Source organism: Corynebacterium sp. 22-2729 (assembly GCF_053479475.1).
The window spans coordinates 12,853-32,878 of the sequence record NZ_JBRBCA010000009.1; the positions used below are offsets into that span (position 1 = coordinate 12,853).

Genomic DNA, 20,026 nt, shown 5'->3' on the forward strand with positions numbered 1-20,026 from the left:
GGGCAAAAGGCATTTAGTGGCGCGCCAGCATTGCCCGCACCAGCCCCTCACGCGGGGCGAACAAGTACGTCAGAGCGAAAATCGCCGATTGCACTAACACGATGGTGCCGCCGGCGGAGACATTCAAATTGAAGCTCAGCACAATGCCCGCGACACAGCTGACCCAGGCGACCAGCGGGGCAATCAGCAGCATACGGCGAAAACGGCGCGTCCACAGGTAAGCCGTCGCACCTGGGGTAATTAGCATCGCGACCACCAAAATCACGCCGACGGCTTGAGCGCTGGCGACCACCACACACGCGAGGCAAGCCAGCAGCGCCCAGCGAATGGCCTTCGTGTTGAAGCCCATGGTTCTGGAGTGCTCGGCGTCAAAAGCCCACAGGGTGAAGGTGCGCGCATTGGCGAGAAGCACGACACAGGCGATACCGCCGATAGTCAGAATCTGCCACAACGAGGACTGCGTGATGCCCAGCAGGTTGCCGAACAGGATTTCCTGAAGGTGCGTACCGCTCGGGGTGACAGAGAGCAGCACCAAGCCGAGCGCGAAGAAGGTGGTGAAGATAATGCCGATGGAGGTGTCCTCCCGCAGTGTGGTTCGCTCTTTTACCGAGCCCACCAGTCCTACCGCGATCAGTGCCGCCACCATAGCCCCAACGGCGAAGGGCACGCCGGCGATATAGGCCAGCACCACGCCGGGTAGGACGGCGTGTGAAACTGCATCTCCCAAAAGAGACCAGCCGACGAGGATCAGCCAGCAGCTGAGTAAGCCTGCGACGATAGCCATCACACTGGCGGCAAGCAGCGCACGATGGACGAAGCTATAGCTAAAAGGCACAAGGATGGGATCGAGGAAAGTGCCGGAGAGAGCGCTCATGAGTGTGCCTCCTTGTCCGCGATCAGCGGCGTATCGGTGCTAAAAGTGCGAGTGAGGTTTTCCGCCGTCAGCACATCATGCAGCGCACCCTCGGCCACGATGCGTCGGTTGAGCATCGCCACGTTGTCGCATAGTTCCGGGAGTCGGTCGAGGTCATGTGTGGAGATCAAAAGCGCGGTGCCGTCTCCGGCGAGCTCGTGCAATAGTGCGGTGATCTGCGACTGTGACTGTGTATCGACCCCTGCAAAAGGTTCGTCGAGCAGCATAATCTTTGCCTCTTGGGCAATGCCGCGCGCCACGAAGACGCGTTTGCGTTGCCCGCCTGAAAGCGCCCCGACGGGACGGTCCTGCAGCTCCGTTAGCCCGGTCTGTCGCAGTGCTTCATCAACGATGCGTTCGTTGTTCTTCTTTTCTTGACGCCAACTCTTCAGTCCCCATAGTGGCGAGCCCTGCGGCAGGAGCCCCACCTTCGACCGTGCCTGGCGCCTTCCGCTGGCGACGATTTCGCGGACACTGATGGGGAAATTCCAGTCCACGTGATCGTGCTGAGGAACATAGGCCACAGCCCCACGTGCGCCGCTGGCGCCAACTGTGATGCGTCCTGACGATGGCTGCACCAACCCCATGATGGCCTTGAAAAGCGTGGACTTGCCAGCGCCATTCATGCCGATGAGCGCCGTGATCTGCCCGAACTCGAGGCGGAGGTTCACGCCGGTTAGCGCATCGACAGAACCGTAGTTAACGTGCACATCATCGACGACAAGAGCCGGGCTTGTAGAGGGTATGTCTGAAGACTGCGGTGGTGTCATTTACTTCTTGGTGTCCTTACCGGTGAGCCCGCTGACGATGGTGCGGGCGTCATAAGAAAGAAGATCGAGATAGGTCGGTACAGGGCCGTCGGTTTCGGAGAGGGAGTCAACGTAGAGCGTACCGCCGTCGCGTGCGCCAGAGTCACGCATCACCTGCTCTTTCGGGCCGGCTTCAACGGTGGATTCGCAGAACACGGCGGGGACATGGTTGTCCTTGACGAACTTGGTGGCCTGGGTGATCTGCTGTGGGGTGATCTCGCCTTCAGTGTTGACTGGCCAGATGTAGCCCTCCTTCATGCCTGCGTCGTGGGTGAGGTAGCTAAAGGCGCCCTCGCAAGTCATGAGCGCGCGTTGGCTACGAGGGAGTTTCTTTAGGCCGGTGTGCAATTCGGTCTGCACGTCGTCGAGCTTATCCTTGTATTTATCGCCGTTGTCCTCGTATGTTTGCGCGTTATCCGGGCGCAGATCGCTGAGGGCCTTGACGATGTTGTCGACATAGGTTTTGGCAATTGATGGGCTCATCCACGCGTGGGGGTTGGGCTGGTCAGTGCCCTTGATGTTGATAGGGGTGATGCCATCGCTTGCTGTAACGCGCTTGGCTTTGCTGTCGGCGGTCAGCTTATCCAGCCAATGTTCGAGGCCCAGGCCGTTGTTGATGATGAGTTCTGCGTTAGAGGCGGCGGCGATATCTGTGGGGGAGGGGTCGTAACCGTGGACTTCCGCGCCGGGCTGGGTTAGCGACCGCACTGTGAGGGTATCGCCGGCGATGTTGGCGGTGATGTCCTGCAAAATGGTGAAAGTAGTGAGAACCTCGGCCTTTTCGGCGCCGCCGGTGCCGTTGCTATTGCAGGCTGTCGTGCCAGCTATTGAAAGCGCACTGATACAGAGGGCTGCGACCATCCGCTTAGTGGTATTCATTTTCACTGTATAACTCTTTCTGTTAGTGAGGGGTGTAAAGTTCAACGCGTTGAACAATACAGTGTAGTCTAATCCATCCCCAGGAGTTCATAAAACCCCCTTACCCCCGTAAACTGAACTGTATGCATGTCACAGACCTTCCCGAGAGGTCCCAGGACTACCTGAAGAAGATCTTCGATCTACAGGAATGGTCCGGCAGCGGGGTTTCCCTCTCCGTTTTGGCCTCTCACATGGAACAACGCCCCTCCACGGCGTCGGAGGCCATTAAGCGCCTCGTCGCGCAGGGGCTCGTTGAGCACGCCCCCTATGGCGACATTGAACTCAGCGACGCCGGGCGCACCATCGCACTGGCCATGGTGCGTCGCCACCGATTGATCGAAACTTTCCTCTGCACCCATCTGGGATATGGGCTGGATGAAGTGCATGACGAAGCTGAGGTCCTGGAACATGCAGTGTCCGAGACCTTTGTTGAACGCATCGCCAACCTGCTCAATAACCCCACCCGAGACCCACACGGTGACCCCATTCCGGACGAGGGTGGCCGTATTCCCGCGAGTTCGGCCTTCCTGCTTTCTGACGCCCACACGGGTCAATACCTCGTAGTCGACCGAATCAGCGACAGGGACGCCGCGCTGGTGCGCTATCTCACCCAGCATGGAGTTCTCCCCGGAGTACACGTCACCGTGGGGGAGCGCGTCTTTGCTGACATGGCTGAGCTTCAAATAGCCGAGTCGGAAACACGGGTTCAATTGCCAGCTAGTAGCCTAAGCGCAGTGTTAGTAAGTGCGGCTCCGGCTAAGAAGAAACAAACTAAGTCGAGCGGACGCACCAAGAAATAGGAAGGACCTTCATGGCGTCGAACCGCTATCGCCGTCCCCAAAGGATCGAACCCAGGGATCTGACATGGGACGACGAGGCAGCAACCTCAAGCCGCCCCAATCGAGGGTTGCTGGGAGGCTGCGGATTCTTCGTCGTGGTTATCGCACTATTGGCGATCATTGGACTGGTTGGCTACCTCGTCGCGGGATTCGTGACGAACAACAATAACGCGGAATCCGACCGCCAACCGGTGCCCACGGATGTGCCGCCAAAGGCAGCGAGTCCGGCCCCGGATATAGACGGAGACGATTTCGACAGCGCTTATCAGCGGCTACTGGATTGGGCCAAGCCCAAGTCCGAGGAACTAAACATTCCTCTGCCCGCGCTTATTGCCTACGGAAATGCAGAGGCAATCGCTCGCGCAGAGCACCCCACCTGCAATCTTTCCTGGAACACTCTGGCCGGACTCGGATACGTAGAAACCCGCCATGGAACGTACGACGGTGACCGCTTCGGGGCGTCAAAGCTAAACGATGATGGCATTGCCGAGCCGGACATCATTGGGCCGAAGCTCGATGGGCGACAGTTCGCCAAGGTGGAAGATACCGATGGTGGACGACTAGATGGAGATCGCGAGTACGACCGCGCGCTGGGGCCGATGCAGTTCATCCCTGAATCCTGGAAGACCTATGGGGTGGATGCTGACAAGGATGGAAAGAAAAGCCCCCAGAGTGTGTTTGACGCAGCTGCTGCCGCAAGCGCCTTGTTGTGCCGTGAACAGCGCGACCTTGGTACTAAGTCCGGCTGGACTAACGCAATCAAGGGCTACAACCTTTCCGACGAGTACGTGATGCAGGTGCGCGATGCAGCGGCAAACTACGCGCTCGGACAGTCGCCTATGTAAAACCATCCCCCTTTAGGGAGGGGGAGTTTTCCCTCGGTTCTTCCGGGCGACGGCGAAAATTTTATGGCGGTGTCACAATGGGAGTAGACCGTTGCACTAGGTGCCGATCAGATGAATGCCTAGGCCACGGTGGAGACCTTTTTAGCTGTTAACCGAGAACAGATAATCAACAGTTGGCACTCGATGCCACATGCCAAGGAGGCAGACACATGGCCCTGATCCTCAACATTGATGCCCGTGAAATCATGGATTCCCGCGGTAACCCGACCGTAGAGGTTGACGTAGTACTGGACGACGGTTCCTTCGGCCGTGCGGCCGTACCTTCCGGCGCCTCCACCGGTGTGCACGAGGCACACGAGCTGCGCGATGGTGGCGACCGCTACCAGGGCAAGGGTGTTTTGAACGCCGTCAAGAACGTTATCGACGAGATCGACGAAGAGCTGATGGGCGTTGAGGCTGACGACCAGCGCGTCGTTGACCAGCTGATGAAGGATCTGGACGGCACCGAGAACAAGTCCAAGCTGGGCGCCAATGCGATCCTGGGTGTATCCATGGCTGTGGCTCACGCAGCTGCAGAGACCGCCGATCTGCCACTGTTCCGCTACGTCGGTGGCCCGAACGCTCACGTTCTGCCGGTGCCGATGATGAACATCCTCAACGGCGGTGCACACGCAGACTCCGGCGTTGATGTCCAGGAGTTCATGATCGCCCCGATCGGTGCCGAGAGCTTCTCCGAGGCACTGCGTGCCGGCGCAGAGGTTTACCACACCCTGAAGAAGGTTATTAAGGAAAAGGGGCTGTCCACCGGCCTGGGTGACGAGGGCGGCTTCGCCCCTTCCGTCGATTCCACTAAGGCTGCCCTGGACCTGATTGTCGAGGCAATCGAAAAGGCTGGCTTTAAGGTCGGCGAGGACGTGGCACTGGCTCTGGACGTCGCTTCCTCCGAGTTCTACAAGGACGGCAAGTACCACTTCGAGGGCGGCGAGCACACCGCCGAGGAGATGGCTAAGGTTTACGAGGAGCTCATCGAGTCCTACCCGATCGTCTCCATCGAGGATCCACTGCAGGAGGACGACTGGGAGGGCTACACTGCCCTGACCGCCAAGATCGGTGACAAGGTGCAGATCGTTGGCGATGACTTCTTCGTCACCAACCCGCAGCGCCTGGCCAAGGGCATCGAGGAGAAGGCCGCCAACGCCCTGTTGGTGAAGGTTAACCAGATCGGCACTCTGACCGAAACCTTCGAGGCCGTCGAGCTGGCTCACCGCAACGGCTACCGCACCATGATGTCCCACCGCTCCGGTGAGACCGAGGACACCACCATTGCCGACTTGGCTGTCGCTCTGAACTGCGGCCAGATCAAGACCGGTGCTCCGGCTCGTTCCGAGCGCGTTGCAAAGTACAACCGACTGCTGCGCATCGAGGAGATCCTGGGCGACGCTGCCGTATACGCAGGCCGCTCTGCCTTCCCGCGCTTCAAGAAGTAAACGCATAACAGATCAGTAGCCCACGGCCACCCGCGTAGGTGGCCGTGGGCTACTCGCATTTCAGCTTCGCTTCGCTAGACTCTGTAGACCATGAGCAAATCGACCAAGGGCGAACCGGCAAAGGAGCCGGAGGAGAAGCCGCGCGCAGACGTGGCGTCCGAAAACAACGGGCAGGAAAAAGACCGCCCCGCGTCCGCCCGCCTGCCTCGCGCACGGTCGATCGAGAGACGAGAAAAGCGACGGCAGCGCGCACAGACCGCGCCGAAGCGCATGGCCCGATCCTTTGTGGAGGTGCCGAAGAACATGAGCCCCGCGACGTGGCTCGTGTCGCTGCTTTTGCTGATCTTCCTGGCGGTTTCGATTACGAATCCGCTGCGTAACTATTTTGAACAACGCGCTGAGCTGGCGCAGCTCAACACGAAGATTGCGGGGCAGGAGAAGGAAAAGGCCGAATTGACCAGCGAGCTCAATCGCTACCGCGATGAGGATTACATCAAGGAGCAGGCTCGCACCCGCCTGGGACTGATTGAACCGGGAGAGTCGGCATTCCGCATCATTTCCCCGAAGATCCAGGCTGACAAGCTGGGCACCGAAGTGGAAGACGAGAAGAACGGTGACGAGGGGAACCGCGATTGGTACCAGCAGTTGTGGGACTCCATCTCTACTCCGGAGGAAGTCTTGGAGGAACAGAACAACCCGGAGAATGAGGATCACAAGCTGCCGACAGTGCCGGAGGAAAAGACGGACGCGCCGGCGCCCGAGCAAGCCTCTGAAGGCGCCCCGGCTCCGGCGCAGGAACAAGCACCCGCGCCAGCTAACTAGTACTCGCAGGTTTCCTTTAAACAAAACGTCAAACAAAACGTCCACAAGTAAAACGCCCACCAAAAGAACCCAGAAAGTCTAAAGATGACCAATGCCCGCCAGCCCGGCCCACCGACCGACGAAGACCTTGAGGTAATGCGCCAGCAGCTTGGCCGTCCGCTACGTGGTGTGGTGGAGGTCAGCTACTACACGCCTGACGGTGTGCCCGCAGTGGTGAAAACGCAGCCCAAGTTGCCTGATGGTACGCCTTTCCCCACTCTCTACTACCTGACTGACCCGCGCCTGACCGCGGAAGCCTCGCGCCTAGAGGTGGCGGGCGTCATGAAGTCAATGCAAGCCCGATTGAGCGAGGACGAGGATCTAGCTGCGGACTACCGAGCAGCACACGAGCACTACCTGGCTGAACGCAACAAAATGGAAGACCTGGGTACCGACTTCTCTGGCGGGGGAATGCCAGATCGCGTGAAGTGCCTGCACGTCCTTATCGCCTATGCGCTGGCAGAAGGGCCGGATCGGGTACGCCTAGGAACCGAAGCTGTGGCGCTGGCAATCGAAAACAACCCAAAGCTTGAAGGTACGGCGCTGCCTAAGGACTGGCCGACCTCCGCCGCTCTGGGTACGTCAATGCAGACCGCGAGCGTTGAGGAATAGCCCAAAAAGGGGATCTAGCGCACTGGGGTAGCCTGGGGAACTATGAGTGCTCCCCACAATGAGGTTTCCAATCCCCGCTTTGCCGCCATTGACTGCGGCACAAACTCCATCCGTTTGCTCATCAGCGAGCGGACTCCAGATGGTCAGATTAACGAGCTGAACAGGGATAACATCATCGTTCGCCTGGGGCAGGGGGTAGATGCCACCGGGCGTTTTGCAGACGAGGCGCTGCAGCGCGTGGATGATGCACTGCAAATCTATGCCGACCGGATGGTCGACTACGGGGTGGTCGACGTGATGATGGGCGCGACCTCCGCTACCCGCGACGCGGCGAACCGTGAAGAATTCTTCGACATCACCCGCCGCCATCTGGGGCGCGTGCGCGAAGGCGCGGTGGCAAAGGTTATTTCTGGCGAACAAGAGGCTGAGCTCAGTTTCCGGGGAGCCGTCACCGACCTGCCGGGTGCTGCAGAGTGCACCGTGTGCGTAATTGATCTAGGTGGCGGATCTACGGAGTTCGTTGTTCATGGCCCAGGCCGCGAGCCGCAGGCTTTCTCAGCGAACATGGGCTGTGTGCGGTTGACGGAACGCTTCCTGCACGATCAACCGCCAACGCAGCAGCAGATCGACGATGCCCGTTCCTTCGTCGAGGAGTTGATGGAGCAGGTTCGCTCGCATGTGGATCTGCGCGCAGTCGATCAGGTTGTCGGGGTGGCGGGTACGATGACGACCCTCACCGCTCTTACTCTGGGGCTTTCGGAGTATGAGCCCGAGCGCATTCACATGGCCACCTTGCCGCTAGAGGACTTTCGCGCAACAGCACGTACGTTGCTGGGATTGACGCCCCAGCAGCGTTGCGAGTACGGGCCTATGCACCCGGGGCGTGCGGACGTCATCGGTGGTGGTTCAATTGTGGTGGATGCCTTCACAAGCCGGTTCCTAGATTGGGGGCTTAGTGAGATCACGATCAGCGAGAAGGATATATTAGACGGGATGCTGGCTGAGGTCATGGCACGCCCCCTATAGCCCAATTGGCAGAGGCAGCGGACTTAAAATCCGTTCAGTGTCGGTTCGAGTCCGACTGGGGGGACTTTTTGTTGCGCTTTTCCTGCCCATTTTCAAAAACCGAGGAAGCTGGTAGGCAGTCTGCTGTAGCGTTACTCCCCGAAAGTATTTGTCGGCAAAATAACATGTCGGCGCTTCTCTACCAACGAGGGAGCCTTGGCCATGATTCTGGATAACTACCGCGCCACTTGGGAAACTGAAGAAACTGACGCCCTACGCCTGCATGCCCGCGAGTTTATCGCTCGTGAGGTGACCCCCAACGAGCTGAAGTGGGAAGAAAACCATCAGGTAGAGCGTGAGTTCTGGAATAAGGCAGGCGACGCTGGACTGCTGTGTGCGTCCATTCCCGAAGAATATGGTGGCGGAGGCGGCACCTTCGCACACGAAGCCGTCATCCAACAGGAGCTGGGGCTTGCCGGGGATTCCGCCTGGCACAACGGTGTGCACTCCGTGATTGTGGCTCATTACATATACCAGCTTGGTACTGAGGAGCAGCGTAAGCGGTGGCTACCGGGGATGGCTAGTGGTGAGCTCGTCGGCGCTATTGCCATGACAGAGCCGGGCACGGGCTCGGATCTGCAGAGCATTAAGACCAAGGCGGAGCTCGATGGTGATGAATGGGTAATTAATGGTTCCAAGACCTTTATCACTAATGGCACTCACTGCGATGTTGTGGTGATTGTTGCCCGAACCAACGACCAGCCAGGTGGCAAGGGGTTGTCTCTTATAGTCGCAGAGACAAAGGATCTTGAAGGCTTCGAGCGGGGACGGGTGTTGGACAAGATCGGCCAGCGAGGCCAGGACACCCGAGAACTTTTCTTTACTGATATGCGCGTGCCGAAGGACAATCTGCTCGGAGGCATCGAGGGCAAAGGCTTCATCCAACTGATGCAGCAGCTGCCTCAGGAGCGCTTGATTCTCGCAATTGCAGGGGCGTCGGCATGTGAAGGGGCAGTGCGCCAAACCATCAAATACGTCAATGAGCGCGAAGCGTTTGGCCGACCAATTCTCGGATTCCAAAATACTCAGTTCGTGCTGGCCGAGTGCGCGAGTGAGACGCTGGCGGCGAAGACCCTGACTGATCACTGTACGGCTCTGCACATCGAGGGCAAGCTGACGACAGCCCAGGCCTCTGCAGCCAAATACCTGGCCTCGGATCTGCAGAGTTCTGTGGCGGACCGTTGCCTGCAGCTTTTCGGTGGCTATGGATTTATGCGGGAATACCCAATCTCGCGGATGTACACGGACGCCCGCGTGCAGCGGATCTACGGCGGCACCAACGAAATCATGAAGCTGCTCATTGCCCGCGAGTTTAAGCAGGATTAGTCCTGGAGGGGAATGGTCTTTTGGAAGCTTAGAATTACTCCTGAAGATCAAGGCACCACTCCAGGAGGTAGCGAATGGCGCTCGGGTCAAAAGAGACCTAAAGGAATCCCGCGCCGCAGCGTTGGAAGCCTATGAGTTGATGCGGGCGCAGAGGGGTAGGTCAGGATAAGTCCGGGTGGCGAGGCGTGGACGTCCCTATCATGGGCAGCATGCGCACTCTTTATTCCGTCGAGGACATCCGTTCCGCCGAGACTGCTCTATTCGCTCGCCAGCAGCGAGCAGACGAGCTGATGCAGTCCGCCGCGCACGCCGTAGCCACCGTGACTCAGAACATGCTGGCGACGCAGGAGGATCCCGTGCTTTTGCTGGTTGGTCCCGGAGGCAACGGAGGCGACGCACTATACGCCGGTGCGGTGCTTGCCATGCAGGGGAAAAGGGTGGAGGCATACGCCATAGCGGGAACAGATAATGTTCACGAACGCGCCTCCCAGACCTTCACAGCAGCAGGCGGAAGCTTCGTGGCGCTGGGCGAGGACAAGGCTACGACGACGAATGAACCGTCGGCAGAATCCTGCCGCTACGGTGTAATCGTCGACGGAATGTTTGGCCTTGGTGGGCGGGGCGAAATCCCTGATGAGGTCGACGAGGTTCTCCGTGCAGCCAAGGTATTGGCCATCGACATTCCAAGTGGCGTGGTCGCTGACACGGGTAAAGCACCCGGCAAGCACGTCCGCGCCGACGTGACCATCACTTTTGGCGGGCTACGCCGAGCCCATGGTCTCAGCGCTGCATGCGGAACGGTGCTCTGCGAGGATATTGGTCTGGACGATGGCTCCCTGCTCTCTGCTGAGCTGGCCAAGTTGGAAGGCACTACTGCTTTGTGGCACACACCGGTCGAACTACTTGCTCACCACAATCAGCCTCTCCAGCAAATGGCCTGCACCCCGCAGCCATTGCCCGGCACTCTACCTGGCGAACCAGGTGCCACAGATGACAAGTACTCAGGCGGAGTCGTCGGAATCTGCGCAGGTAGTAAAGACTATTTGGGCGCGGGTGTGTTGGCCACCCTCGCGGCGGTTAACACCACCAGTTCGATGGTGCGCTACATCGGCGAGCACCCCGAATACGTCCTGGCCACCACCCCAGAAGTGATCGTGCACCCTACTGTCCGCGACGCTGGACAGGTGCAAGCACGCATGGTCGGTTCGGGTCGAGGCACGGACCGCGACGCTCGCCAGGAGCTCCTCGCGGTCCTCGATATGGTGCAGCCTTTGGTTCTTGACGCCGACGCGATCACCGTCTTGGCGAAGAACCCGGATGTGCTGGACGTTCTTCGTGCCCGCAACGCCCCTGTCTTGCTCACCCCGCATGACGGTGAATTCGACCGGTTAGCAAAGGCAGCTGGTTTGCCTTTGGAATCGCCAGACCGGATCACCTCTACTGAACGTCTGGCCCGAGAACTGAACTGCACAGTGTTACTGAAGGGACGCTTCACCATCATCGCCAACCCACAGCGAGCCTTGGTTGTGGATACTGCGTCGTCATGGGCGGCCACCCCTGGATCCGGCGATGTGCTGGCCGGAATCCTCGGTGCGCTGATTGCACGCGATGCCGGCAGACGCGCCCGCGACGGTGGATATGCCGAGGCAGGGCAAGCCGAGTTTGAGACGCACGAGGCGGATTATGTGGTCGATACAGCTGCGGTCGGTGTCGCGGTGCACGCTGCGGCGTCATATATATCTGCCCTTACACCCTATGGTCTGGCGCCGACCTCCGCGCTGAAGATCGCGCAGCACATCCCTCACGCGACAGCATGGTTGAGGTCGGTTGTCGGCGGGCAAGGGTAGGACTAGTACAGACAGTAAATGCATGGAGAAAACAAATGCATAGGAAATCGCCTGTGGACAAAGGAAGGACGAAGCGAAACATGGATCGCAAGATTGCACTTATTACCGGCGGAACCCGAGGCATTGGTCTCGCGATTGCACACCAGCTGCAGGACGATCACCACCTGATTATCGGCGGTAGCTCAGACAAGGCACATGAGGTCGCACAGCAATTTCCTAGCGCGCAGGGATTTGTGGCGGATCTTGGCGATACTGATGCCATCGGCGCCGCGGTGGCCGACCTGGGGCTAGATAGCCTTGACGTATTGGTGCATTCCGCCGGTGTAGTGGCCCATGACCCAGTAACAGAAACCACGCCTCAGCAGTGGAAACATGCTTTCGACATTAATCTTTTCGCTGTTGCGGAACTCACCCGGTGCCTGCTTGGCGCGCTGCACACTGCTCACGGCATTGTGGTGACGATCAACTCTGGCGCGGGCTATCGATCCAGCGCCGGGTTTGGCCCATATGCCACGACGAAATTCGCGCTGCGCGCCTACACCGATGCTCTGCGAGAGGAACAGCGAGGCAAAATCCGTGTGAGCTCTATTCACCCCGGCAAGGTCGATTCCGACATGCAGCGTGAGATTCAAGCCCACCGCGGTGTCGCCGAGGGAGACTACGACGAAACGCAGTTCATGCGCCCCGAATCCGTGGCCAAAGCCGTGCGCCTGGCCGTTGATGCGACTGAAGATGCGATGGTTGAGTCGCTGACGATTCGCCCTGCTAACGGGCGCTAACCACGCATGGATACTCACGTTCTAGACTGCGCCATCGTCGGCGGTGGACAAGCGGCTCTGGCTACTGCGTTTTATCTTCGCCGGGAGGAGCGCCGCGGCCGCCGAACTGTAGATTTCGCAGTGTTCGACGAGCAACCCCAGCCAGGCGGTGCCTGGCAGCACATGTGGCCGGCGATGAGGCTTTTTTCCGCCACAACTTTCTCGAACCTGCCTGGCATGCCAATGCCGGGATATGAAGGTTTCCCGCCACCCGACCATGTGGTTTCCTACCTGCGCGAATACGAGCAGCGCTACAACTTGCCCGTGATCCGCCCAGCCCACATCGATCGCGTGAACTTCGATGAGCCAACCGGCCTATTTCACCTGCACGGCCACTACGGCGGGACAGCGCGGACATGGCGTGCACGGACAGTGGTGGCGGCAACGGGCACGTGGTCGGCTCCGTTCGTGCCCTACTATCCGGGCACTTTCAAGGGCACACAGTGGCACACGGCCACTTATCCTGGTCCGGAGCGCTTCGCCGGCACTTCCGTAGCCGTCGTTGGTGCGGCTAATTCCGGTGCGCAGATTGCGGCCGATCTACTTGAGTTCGACGGCGAACAAGGAGGCCGGGGTAACGTCACCTGGTACGTCCGCCATGCACCCCGCTGGATGCCCGATGATATCGACGGTGCCGAGCTCTTTCGTCGCAACCGCGAGCGCTATCATGCCATTTCCGCTGGCCACACCGACCCTGGTGCGGATTCATCCTTGGGGGATATCGTTATGCTCCCCGCCGTCCGCCGTACCCGCGACGCAGGCCTACTACGCGCCACACCGATGTTCGACAGCCTCGACGACGTTTCCGCCGATCACCTTATCTGGTGTACCGGCTTCCGCCCGGCCCTCGGCCCTTTCCGCGGGTTGCTTTCCTTTGCTGGTGACGCCCCCTCACCCCAACCTCCCGGACTATTCCTCGTGGGCTATGGCGATTGGGTGGGACCAGGTTCCGCCACCATCACGGGCGTGGGCGTATACGCAAAACGGGTAGCCGCCGGGGTTGTGGCGACCACCCGTGGGCAATAGGGGCTGACTACGGCAGCAGTCGGAAGGTCTTGCCCGTCTTCAGCAGGTTCAGCATGACCGTGGAGAAGGTCTTGCGGCTCATGGATTCTGGGCCGCGGAAGTACATGAAACGCTGCGAGGTGACGTTCTGCGTTGCCGTGTACTTCTGCAGCCCTTCCGCGCCGTGGCGGTGGGACATGCCAGATTCCTTCATGCCACCCATCGGGTTATCAATGGCCGCCCAGCTGGAGGTATAGCCATCATTGAGTGCAACAGAGCCGGACTCAATCTTCGGGCCGATCTGCCAGGCGGTCTCATCAGCAGCGAAAACAGAAGCATTCAGGCCATAATCCGTGTCATTGGCTTGTTCAATTGCGTCGTACAGGTCTTCCACCGGCTCGATGTACACCACAGGCCCGAACACTTCTTCGGTGCGCAGCAGCGCATCCTCCGGTACGTCCGTCAAGACGGTCGGCTCGTAGAAGTATGGCCCCAAGTCCGGACGCTTGCGGCCACCGCACACAATGTTGGCGCCCTTTGCCCGGGCATCCTCAACATACTTCTCGACGGTCGACAGCTGGTCAGCGGAAGCCAGGGATCCCATCTGGGTCTCCCATTCAAACCCGGATCCAATGCTCATCGCCTGCACGCGCGAAGTAAAGGCGCCGACGAAATCTTCGTAGGACGCCCGCTCCACATAAATGCGTTCGATGGAAACGCAGAGCTGTCCGGAGTTGGAGAAACAAGCATCCACCGCGCCGCGCGCTGCGTAGCTGATGTCCGCGTCGTTGGCGATGATCAGCGGGTTCTTGCCACCCAGCTCGGCAGAGTAGCCGACCAGACGTCGACCCACCTGCTCGCCCAGGATCTTGCCCGTCGCGGTGGAGCCGGTGAACATCAAAAAGTCGCACTGGTCTGCGATAGCACTACCAACCACACGGCCTGAGCCAGTAACCAACTGCACCAGGTCGCGCGGCAGCCCGGCGTCGAAAAGCAGCTTAAAGATCAAAAGCGCGGTGAACGGTGTAGCGGAGTCGGGCTTGGCAACTACGGCGTTGCCGGCGATAAGTGCGGGAATCGCGTCGCCGATGCCCAGGGAGAGCGGGTAATTCCACGGGCTAATTTGGCCGACGACGCCGAGGGGGTGACGGTACTCAATCGACTTCGCCATGATCGACATCGCGGAAGCACGCTTGCGGGGCTTCATGAACTTCTCGACGTTGTTGGCGTAGTAGCGGGCGTTGTTGGCAACGTCCATGACCTCGTCGAACGAGCTAGCGCGGTTCTTGCCAGTTTCCAGCTGCACCATGTCACAGAGGAGGTCTGAGTTCTTCAGCACAAGATCATGGAAGCGGCGGAAGATGCGCTTACGCTCTGCAAAGGGGACATGAACCCACGACTGCTGGGCACGGCGGGCGAAACGGAAAGCTTCGGTGACATCTTCGGCAGAGCCGCTGGCGACCCAGCCGATGGTCTCACCCAGGAAAGGGGCTTCGATGTCGAGACGCTTGCCGTCGTAATCATTATCGAGGTTATGCAGGCGGGCATTGGTGGTGAGGTTACGCAGCTCTACTTCTAGATCAGCAGGAAGAGCGGCTACGGAAAGACGCTTGTAATTGGTTCGTTTCATGTTTGGGAGACTACCTAAAAGGCTGGGGAAGTGTGTTCGTTCTAAAAGTTTTTTAAGCAAACAAAGGTTGTAAATTGATGTGTGTTGGGAACATTTGAGGAGGCTTAGACGTTGGTAGGATGTACGCGAAAGGGTGGAAGTGCACTGGTCGGTTGATTGGTGGCTTCCAACTTCCACAATGACCAGCAGAAAATGGAGAGTAAGGAATGAAAAGCTCGAACCCGTTCATGGGGTCGCTGGCCAAGAACCAAGGCCGGCACCCCTTTGCTCAGCAAGGAAACCAGGGCGGTTACGGCCCGCAGCAGGGGATGAACCCCTACGCAACCTCCGCCCACAGTGGCGTACAGACCGCAGCTATGGGCTATGGCATGCAGGATGCTGCCAACTACGGTCAGGCCGGGACTGCCGACCGTCCGATGACTGTCGACGATGTTGTCACCAAAACCGGCATCACCCTGGCAGTGATCGTCGCACTTGCAGTGGTGAACTTCATCATTGGACTCAGCAGCCCGGACCTGGCAATGATGCTCACTTTCGTTGGCATGATCGGTGGCCTGATTGCTGTTCTGATTTCGGCTTTCGGCAAGAAGTACGATTCTGCTCCCGTTACTCTGACCTACGCGGCTTTTGAGGGCTTGTTCGTCGGTGGCTTTACCTTCTTGCTTTCCGGTGCTGCGGTCGGTGATTCCGACGCCGGCATGTTGATCGCCCAGGCGGTATTGGGCACCATTGGCGTCTTCATTGGCATGCTGTTTGTTTACAAGACGGGCGCCATTCGGGTAACGCCGAAGTTCACCCGTTTCATGGTGGGGGCAATGATCGGCGTGCTGGTATTGGCGCTGGGCAACCTGGTGTTTGCGCTGGTCACGGGATCTGCAGGTATTCTGCGCGACGGTGGCCCGATCGCCATTGTCTTCTCCCTGGTCTGCATTGGTATTGCAGCGATGAGCTTCCTGCTGGACTTTGACCAGGCTGATCGCATGGTACGTGCTGGTGTTCCATCCAAGATGGCTTGGGGCGTGGCAATGGGGCTGGCTGTGACCCTGGTCTGGCTTTACACCGAGATCCTGCGCCTGCTCTCTTACTTCAGGGACTAGCAGGAAAGGTTAGAGCTAGTGCCTTGAGGTTCAGGCGCCTTGCATAATGGGGCGCCGAGCGCTGGGAGCCTCCGGATTTTCCCGGGGGCTCCCTTTTGCTGTCCTGTGCCGACTGCTGCTTCCGCTGACCTGCTTGTGGGCTGTTGCTTCCGCTGGAATTGCTCATCAGCCGGTGGCTGTGGCACTTGCAGAGGTGTGGTCGGCGGGGAATGTCGCTAGATCGGGAAAGTAGAAGCGTTTTCGTCCGGTGCGAATTTTGAGCAACTCTCTGACCTGCTGTTTTGATGAAAAGGGAATGGATTGCAATAACAGATTCCCGATCTAGCGACATTCCGCAGCAAAAGACGGGCTTGGAAGGGGCGGGGCAGACCCTTTCCTGAGGCTAGGAGACCCCAAATCGTCCCCTGGAACAAGAAAAAGGGCGCCCGCAGGCGCCCTTTTCATTTCTGGTTTACAAAACCATCGCCAGCTGCAGCAAATGCCATTGCCACACCACAGCCAGCAACCACCGCCAGTCGGAAACTACTGATCCGCGCGCGGAACGTCCAGGTCGGGGTCGTAAGGCTCAGCAGAAACGATCGTCACAGAGACGGTATCCCCGGCGGGAGTCTGGTACTCGCGGGTCTCGCCGACCTTAGCACCGACAATGGCCGCGCCCAGCGGTGCATCGGTGGAGTAAGTCTCCAAATCAGGGTTGGAGGACTCCAGGCCACGGGTGCCGATCAGGAAGGTCTCCTTATCGTCCTCGTCACCGTCGTAGTAGACGTGGATCACGGAACCAACCAGTGCCACGCCGGACTCCTGCGGAGCCTCACCGATAGTGGCGCTATCCAGCAGCTCCTCCAGGTAGGTGATGCGTGCCTCCTCCTGACCCTGCTGCTCGCGAGCCGCGTGGTAGCCACCGTTCTCCTTCAAGTCACCTTCTTCACGGCGCTCGTTAATCTCAGCGGCCAGCACCGGACGGTTCTCCTTCAGAGCCGTCAGCTCCGCGTTCAGTCGGTCGTAAGATTCCTGAGTCAGCCAGCGAGTCTGGTTCTCGGCCATTGGGTTCTCCCGTCTTCGTTGAAGGTTCACGCGGTCTCCCACGTGGGCGTCAATAGATTAATCAATAGGCGTGGAAAGTCTAGCATTTAGCGTAGGAGCCGGAGACAGACTGCCAAGGCAGGCGCTAGTTTTGCGGATTTAGGTGAGGGGCAAGCGTGCTGGAGCAACCATAGGCAGTGGCCGCGTAGCCTCGTTCGCGGGTCGGAATGTCAACCTTGAATCGCTGCACGCTCTCGCCACCGGCGGGGATGACGAACTCGCGGCGTCCGACTTCGTTTTTGTCATAATCCAGAGCTGTGACGATGCAATAGGCAGCCTTCTGGGGATCCTTGCGAGTCACGTCGATGCTCATTGTCATGCGCTCATCCGAAACGATCTCGCCACCGGATTCCTGGGCCGTTACGTCCGCATCCGACGTGCGCAAGTATTGATTCACCGCGTAGGCCAGCGCCGCGGCCAGCATGACCGCCAGGATCACCACAACGATTTTCCCGGAGAATTTCTGGTTGCGTGTTTCGCCGTAACGCTCTTCTTGGATGCTGTTCTTCGCCGCGTTCATGATGTCTCTAGTCTAGCCCACCCCTTTCTTTATGACGCCTTCATCCCCAGCCCACTCCAGGCGGCGATTTTATTGGGTAGGGGAGGGATGAATAGTAGATTGTGAAAGCGTGAGTAATACGACATCTTCCGCCGCCGATTCGCGATACCGTCTGCTGGCTATCCATGCGCACCCGGACGATGAGTCCAGCAAGGGTGCGGCGACCATGGCACGTTATGTCGACGAAGGCCACCGGGTGAAGGTGCTAACCTGTACCGGCGGCGAGCGGGGGGACATTTTGAACCCGGAGATGCAGTCCGTGGCGGAGCAGGGCATCGGCGAGATGATCGAGGTGCGCCGTGAGGAGATGGCCAAAGCCGCAAACATCCTGGGAGTAGAACACGAATGGCTGGGCTATGAGGATTCCGGCCTGCCGGAGGGGGATCCGAAGCCACCTCTGCCGGAGGGGTGCTTTGCGCTGCAGGATACGGAGGAAGTCACGAAGGATGTCGTGCGAGTGATCCGCGAGTTCCGCCCGCACGTGATCATCACGTATGACGAGCACGGGGGATACCCGCACCCGGATCACATCAAGGTACACGCGGTATCCATGCGCGCTTGGGAGGCTGCCGGTGATCCAGATTTCCACCCGGAGCTGGGGGAACCTTGGGAGCCTAAAAAGCTCTACTACACCCACGGCTTTATTCGCGAACGCTTCGAGGATCTAGCAACCGCACTGTATGAACAGGGCGTGCAGCTGCCCGAGAATGTCGTCCAGCACTTGGAGTTGTGGAAGCAACTGCCGGATATTCTGTCCCGGGTGACGACTCGTGTAAATGTTGCCGATTGGTTTGATCGTCGCGACGATGCTCTGCGAGCTCACCGTACCCAGATCGATCCGAAGGGAGCGTTCTTCTTGGCGGACACAGAGCTGCAGCAGAAGATCTGGCCCACCGAGGAGTTCGAGCTGGCGCAGTCGCGCGTGCACAGCGAGATCCCGGAGACGGATCTGTTTGCAGGCTTGGACTAGTATCAGCGCCGCCCGCTGAACTAGTTCTAGCTGCTCAGGTTTTCCCACACGCAGCCGACAAACTACAGTTGATGGCCAAAGAGGACTTAAGGAGTTTCCAGCGATGAACACCGCCAGCACTGCCACGTGGATCTTGGCGCAGGCAGAGCGCACTGGCCCAAAGGGTGCAGAGTTTGGCAAGGCTGCACCCATCGGCCTGTTCGTAATCCTCATTCTGCTTCTGGTCGTGTTGCTCATTGGCTTCGCTATGAACAAGCGCATCCGTCGCCTCGAGCGCCGTCAGGCCTTTGCTGAGGCACGTGGTATTAGCCTCTTCGACACGGAGAAGCTGGAAGCAGCGATGAAGGCTGAGGGCTTTGACGAGACTGCTAGCAAGCGATCCATGTTCGCCCGCACCGAGGTGCCACAGACCGACGATCGTTTCTTGCCCTCCTCCGGCACACTCACGGGGCCGGCTGCTATTGACGCTGAACGGGCGCGAGCTAAGGGCGTCGAAAACGCTGAGAAAGCCGAGAAGGCAGACCGCGAAGAACCGCCGAAGCAGTAAGATCAAGATTGTGAATCGTATCCCCCAACTGCTCTACCCGGCATATGAGGCGAGCTTAGCGCGTTCGCTGCGAGAAAAGCCTATGCCGAAGCACGTTGCCATCATGGCCGATGGCAATCGGCGCTGGGCACGTGAGAATGGGTTCACGGATGTTTCGCATGGTCACCGCGTGGGGGCGAAGAAGATCGCGGAGATGTGCGGCTGGTGCGATGAGCTGGGAATTGAGACCGTAACCGTCTACTTGCTCAGCACCGAGAATTTGAAGCGCTCTGCGGAGGAGCTCTCGCTGTTGTGCAGCATCATCGGCGATGTTGCGGAAGAACTGGCGGATTCCGACGCCGGATTCCAGCTAAGGACCGTCGGCCACCTAGAACTTTTGCCGGAGCAGCTGCGTGTTCGTTTAGAGGAAAACCAGGCCAAGACGAAGGATCACAAAGGTGTGCGTGTGAACGTGGCGGTGGGTTATGGAGGCCGCCAGGAGATCGTGGACGCTGTGCAGACCCTGGTGGCTGAACTGGCTGAGCAGGGAACCGCGCCGGAGGATATGGCAGAGGCCATTACGGCGGAGGCGTTGGGCAACCACATGTATACCTCTGGTCAGCCGGATCCGGATCTGGTGATTCGGACGTCAGGGGAGCAGCGATTGTCGGGGTTCCTCTTGTGGCAGTCGGCTTACTCCGAGATTTGGTTTACGGATACGTATTGGCCAGCCTTTAGGCGCGTAGATTTCCTACGTGCGTTGCGTGATTACTCGCAGCGGCATCGTCGCTTTGGGCTGTAGAGGATTTCTGGAGC

20 protein-coding genes and 1 tRNA gene are annotated in these 20,026 nt (G+C 59.0%); 15 read left to right on the forward strand and 6 right to left on the reverse strand.

Translation table 11 applies throughout. The annotated features are described in order from the left end of the window. Positions 1-13 precede the first annotated feature (13 nt). Genes ACUY2T_RS07565 through ACUY2T_RS07575 form a run of 3 tightly spaced genes read right to left on the reverse strand, consistent with a single transcriptional unit; the run spans position 14 to position 2,601 of the window. Complete coding sequence (locus ACUY2T_RS07565; protein WP_293791005.1) at positions 14-874, reverse strand: metal ABC transporter permease; 861 nt, start codon at positions 872-874, stop codon at positions 14-16. Continuing rightward, positions 871-1,683, reverse strand: coding sequence for a metal ABC transporter ATP-binding protein (locus tag ACUY2T_RS07570; protein WP_293791006.1), 813 nt, complete (start codon positions 1,681-1,683; stop codon positions 871-873). The genes ACUY2T_RS07565 and ACUY2T_RS07570 overlap by 4 nt, the downstream gene beginning before the upstream one ends. Continuing rightward, positions 1,684-2,601: a metal ABC transporter substrate-binding protein gene (locus ACUY2T_RS07575; RefSeq protein ID WP_293791007.1), complete on the reverse strand. Its 918-nt coding sequence runs from the start codon at positions 2,599-2,601 to the stop codon at positions 1,684-1,686. 122 nt (positions 2,602-2,723) lie between these two features. Here ACUY2T_RS07575 and ACUY2T_RS07580 point away from each other — a divergent pair, with 122 nt between their 5' ends. The 11 genes from ACUY2T_RS07580 to ACUY2T_RS07630 all read left to right on the forward strand — a co-directional run bounded on the left by ACUY2T_RS07580 (position 2,724) and on the right by ACUY2T_RS07630 (position 13,366). Next, on the forward strand, positions 2,724-3,440 hold the full coding sequence (locus ACUY2T_RS07580) for a metal-dependent transcriptional regulator (protein ID WP_448308135.1): 717 nt from the start codon (positions 2,724-2,726) through the stop codon (positions 3,438-3,440). Between the two features lie 11 nt (positions 3,441-3,451). Then, a complete protein-coding gene (locus ACUY2T_RS07585) occupies positions 3,452-4,324 on the forward strand; it encodes a lytic transglycosylase domain-containing protein (protein WP_448308136.1) in 873 nt (290 codons plus the stop codon). A 209-nt stretch (positions 4,325-4,533) separates the two neighbouring features. Beyond that, on the forward strand, positions 4,534-5,811 hold the full coding sequence (gene eno, locus ACUY2T_RS07590; RefSeq protein WP_448308137.1) for a phosphopyruvate hydratase: 1,278 nt from the start codon (positions 4,534-4,536) through the stop codon (positions 5,809-5,811). A gap of 90 nt (positions 5,812-5,901) precedes the next feature. Further along, positions 5,902-6,633, forward strand: a complete 732-nt coding sequence (locus ACUY2T_RS07595; RefSeq protein WP_448308138.1) for an FtsB family cell division protein — start codon at positions 5,902-5,904, stop codon at positions 6,631-6,633. 84 nt (positions 6,634-6,717) lie between these two features. Next, entirely contained in the window at positions 6,718-7,284 is a 567-nt protein-coding gene (locus tag ACUY2T_RS07600; protein ID WP_448308139.1) for a DUF501 domain-containing protein, read from the forward strand. 42 nt (positions 7,285-7,326) lie between these two features. Then, entirely contained in the window at positions 7,327-8,310 is a 984-nt protein-coding gene (locus ACUY2T_RS07605) for a Ppx/GppA phosphatase family protein (RefSeq protein ID WP_448308140.1), read from the forward strand. Then, positions 8,301-8,374, forward strand: a tRNA-Leu gene (locus ACUY2T_RS07610). Before ACUY2T_RS07605 ends, ACUY2T_RS07610 begins: the two co-directional genes overlap by 10 nt. 137 nt (positions 8,375-8,511) lie before the next feature. Then, on the forward strand, positions 8,512-9,675 hold the full coding sequence (locus ACUY2T_RS07615; RefSeq protein ID WP_448308141.1) for an acyl-CoA dehydrogenase family protein: 1,164 nt from the start codon (positions 8,512-8,514) through the stop codon (positions 9,673-9,675). A 209-nt stretch (positions 9,676-9,884) separates the two neighbouring features. Continuing rightward, entirely contained in the window at positions 9,885-11,522 is a 1,638-nt protein-coding gene (locus tag ACUY2T_RS07620; RefSeq protein ID WP_448308142.1) for a bifunctional ADP-dependent NAD(P)H-hydrate dehydratase/NAD(P)H-hydrate epimerase, read from the forward strand. A gap of 80 nt (positions 11,523-11,602) precedes the next feature. Continuing rightward, positions 11,603-12,301 carry an SDR family oxidoreductase gene (locus ACUY2T_RS07625; RefSeq protein WP_293791016.1) on the forward strand — a complete coding sequence of 233 codons (699 nt, stop codon included), beginning with the start codon at positions 11,603-11,605 and terminating at the stop codon, positions 12,299-12,301. A gap of 6 nt (positions 12,302-12,307) precedes the next feature. Continuing rightward, positions 12,308-13,366, forward strand: coding sequence for an NAD(P)-binding domain-containing protein (locus ACUY2T_RS07630; protein ID WP_448308143.1), 1,059 nt, complete (start codon positions 12,308-12,310; stop codon positions 13,364-13,366). 7 nt (positions 13,367-13,373) lie between these two features. Here ACUY2T_RS07630 and ACUY2T_RS07635 read toward each other — a convergent pair whose 3' ends face one another. Continuing rightward, positions 13,374-14,975: a succinic semialdehyde dehydrogenase gene (locus tag ACUY2T_RS07635; protein ID WP_448308144.1), complete on the reverse strand. Its 1,602-nt coding sequence runs from the start codon at positions 14,973-14,975 to the stop codon at positions 13,374-13,376. Between the two features lie 206 nt (positions 14,976-15,181). On the opposite strand from ACUY2T_RS07635, the gene ACUY2T_RS07640 reads away from it, so the two are divergent. Continuing rightward, positions 15,182-16,072 (forward strand): Bax inhibitor-1/YccA family protein, encoded by an 891-nt coding sequence (locus tag ACUY2T_RS07640; protein WP_448308145.1) that lies wholly within the window; start codon positions 15,182-15,184, stop codon positions 16,070-16,072. Positions 16,073-16,594: 522 nt separating this feature from the next. Here ACUY2T_RS07640 and greA read toward each other — a convergent pair. After that, entirely contained in the window at positions 16,595-17,116 is a 522-nt protein-coding gene (gene greA, locus ACUY2T_RS07645) for a transcription elongation factor GreA (RefSeq protein WP_011273903.1), read from the reverse strand. A gap of 124 nt (positions 17,117-17,240) precedes the next feature. Further along, positions 17,241-17,675: a DUF4307 domain-containing protein gene (locus ACUY2T_RS07650; RefSeq protein ID WP_448308146.1), complete on the reverse strand. Its 435-nt coding sequence runs from the start codon at positions 17,673-17,675 to the stop codon at positions 17,241-17,243. A 109-nt stretch (positions 17,676-17,784) separates the two neighbouring features. On the opposite strand from ACUY2T_RS07650, the gene mca reads away from it, so the two are divergent. From mca to ACUY2T_RS07665, 3 genes are all read left to right on the forward strand, one after another. Then, positions 17,785-18,684, forward strand: coding sequence for a mycothiol conjugate amidase Mca (gene mca, locus ACUY2T_RS07655; RefSeq protein ID WP_448308147.1), 900 nt, complete (start codon positions 17,785-17,787; stop codon positions 18,682-18,684). Between the two features lie 103 nt (positions 18,685-18,787). After that, positions 18,788-19,231 carry a hypothetical protein gene (locus ACUY2T_RS07660; RefSeq protein WP_293791022.1) on the forward strand — a complete coding sequence of 148 codons (444 nt, stop codon included), beginning with the start codon at positions 18,788-18,790 and terminating at the stop codon, positions 19,229-19,231. 10 nt (positions 19,232-19,241) lie between these two features. After that, positions 19,242-20,012 (forward strand): isoprenyl transferase, encoded by a 771-nt coding sequence (locus ACUY2T_RS07665; RefSeq protein WP_448308148.1) that lies wholly within the window; start codon positions 19,242-19,244, stop codon positions 20,010-20,012. The last annotated feature ends 14 nt before the right edge of the window (positions 20,013-20,026 follow it).

What these genes read in the sequence shown, in the direction of transcription:
- ACUY2T_RS07660 (WP_293791022.1), top strand. Translation starts at nt 18,788, where the DNA reads ATGAACACCGCCAGCACTGCCACGTGGATCTTGGCGCAGGCAGAGCGC.
- ACUY2T_RS07630 (WP_448308143.1), top strand. Translation starts at nt 12,308, where the DNA reads ATGGATACTCACGTTCTAGACTGCGCCATCGTCGGCGGTGGACAAGCG.
- ACUY2T_RS07650 (WP_448308146.1), bottom strand. Translation starts at nt 17,675, where the DNA reads ATGAACGCGGCGAAGAACAGCATCCAAGAAGAGCGTTACGGCGAAACA.
- ACUY2T_RS07620 (WP_448308142.1), top strand. Translation starts at nt 9,885, where the DNA reads ATGCGCACTCTTTATTCCGTCGAGGACATCCGTTCCGCCGAGACTGCT.
- ACUY2T_RS07570 (WP_293791006.1), bottom strand. Translation starts at nt 1,683, where the DNA reads ATGACACCACCGCAGTCTTCAGACATACCCTCTACAAGCCCGGCTCTT.
- greA (WP_011273903.1), bottom strand. Translation starts at nt 17,116, where the DNA reads ATGGCCGAGAACCAGACTCGCTGGCTGACTCAGGAATCTTACGACCGA.
- ACUY2T_RS07580 (WP_448308135.1), top strand. Translation starts at nt 2,724, where the DNA reads ATGCATGTCACAGACCTTCCCGAGAGGTCCCAGGACTACCTGAAGAAG.
- ACUY2T_RS07595 (WP_448308138.1), top strand. Translation starts at nt 5,902, where the DNA reads ATGAGCAAATCGACCAAGGGCGAACCGGCAAAGGAGCCGGAGGAGAAG.
- ACUY2T_RS07635 (WP_448308144.1), bottom strand. Translation starts at nt 14,975, where the DNA reads ATGAAACGAACCAATTACAAGCGTCTTTCCGTAGCCGCTCTTCCTGCT.
- ACUY2T_RS07565 (WP_293791005.1), bottom strand. Translation starts at nt 874, where the DNA reads ATGAGCGCTCTCTCCGGCACTTTCCTCGATCCCATCCTTGTGCCTTTT.
- eno (WP_448308137.1), top strand. Translation starts at nt 4,534, where the DNA reads ATGGCCCTGATCCTCAACATTGATGCCCGTGAAATCATGGATTCCCGC.
- ACUY2T_RS07585 (WP_448308136.1), top strand. Translation starts at nt 3,452, where the DNA reads ATGGCGTCGAACCGCTATCGCCGTCCCCAAAGGATCGAACCCAGGGAT.
- ACUY2T_RS07575 (WP_293791007.1), bottom strand. Translation starts at nt 2,601, where the DNA reads ATGAATACCACTAAGCGGATGGTCGCAGCCCTCTGTATCAGTGCGCTT.
- ACUY2T_RS07600 (WP_448308139.1), top strand. Translation starts at nt 6,718, where the DNA reads ATGACCAATGCCCGCCAGCCCGGCCCACCGACCGACGAAGACCTTGAG.
- ACUY2T_RS07625 (WP_293791016.1), top strand. Translation starts at nt 11,603, where the DNA reads ATGGATCGCAAGATTGCACTTATTACCGGCGGAACCCGAGGCATTGGT.
- ACUY2T_RS07615 (WP_448308141.1), top strand. Translation starts at nt 8,512, where the DNA reads ATGATTCTGGATAACTACCGCGCCACTTGGGAAACTGAAGAAACTGAC.
- ACUY2T_RS07640 (WP_448308145.1), top strand. Translation starts at nt 15,182, where the DNA reads ATGAAAAGCTCGAACCCGTTCATGGGGTCGCTGGCCAAGAACCAAGGC.
- ACUY2T_RS07605 (WP_448308140.1), top strand. Translation starts at nt 7,327, where the DNA reads ATGAGTGCTCCCCACAATGAGGTTTCCAATCCCCGCTTTGCCGCCATT.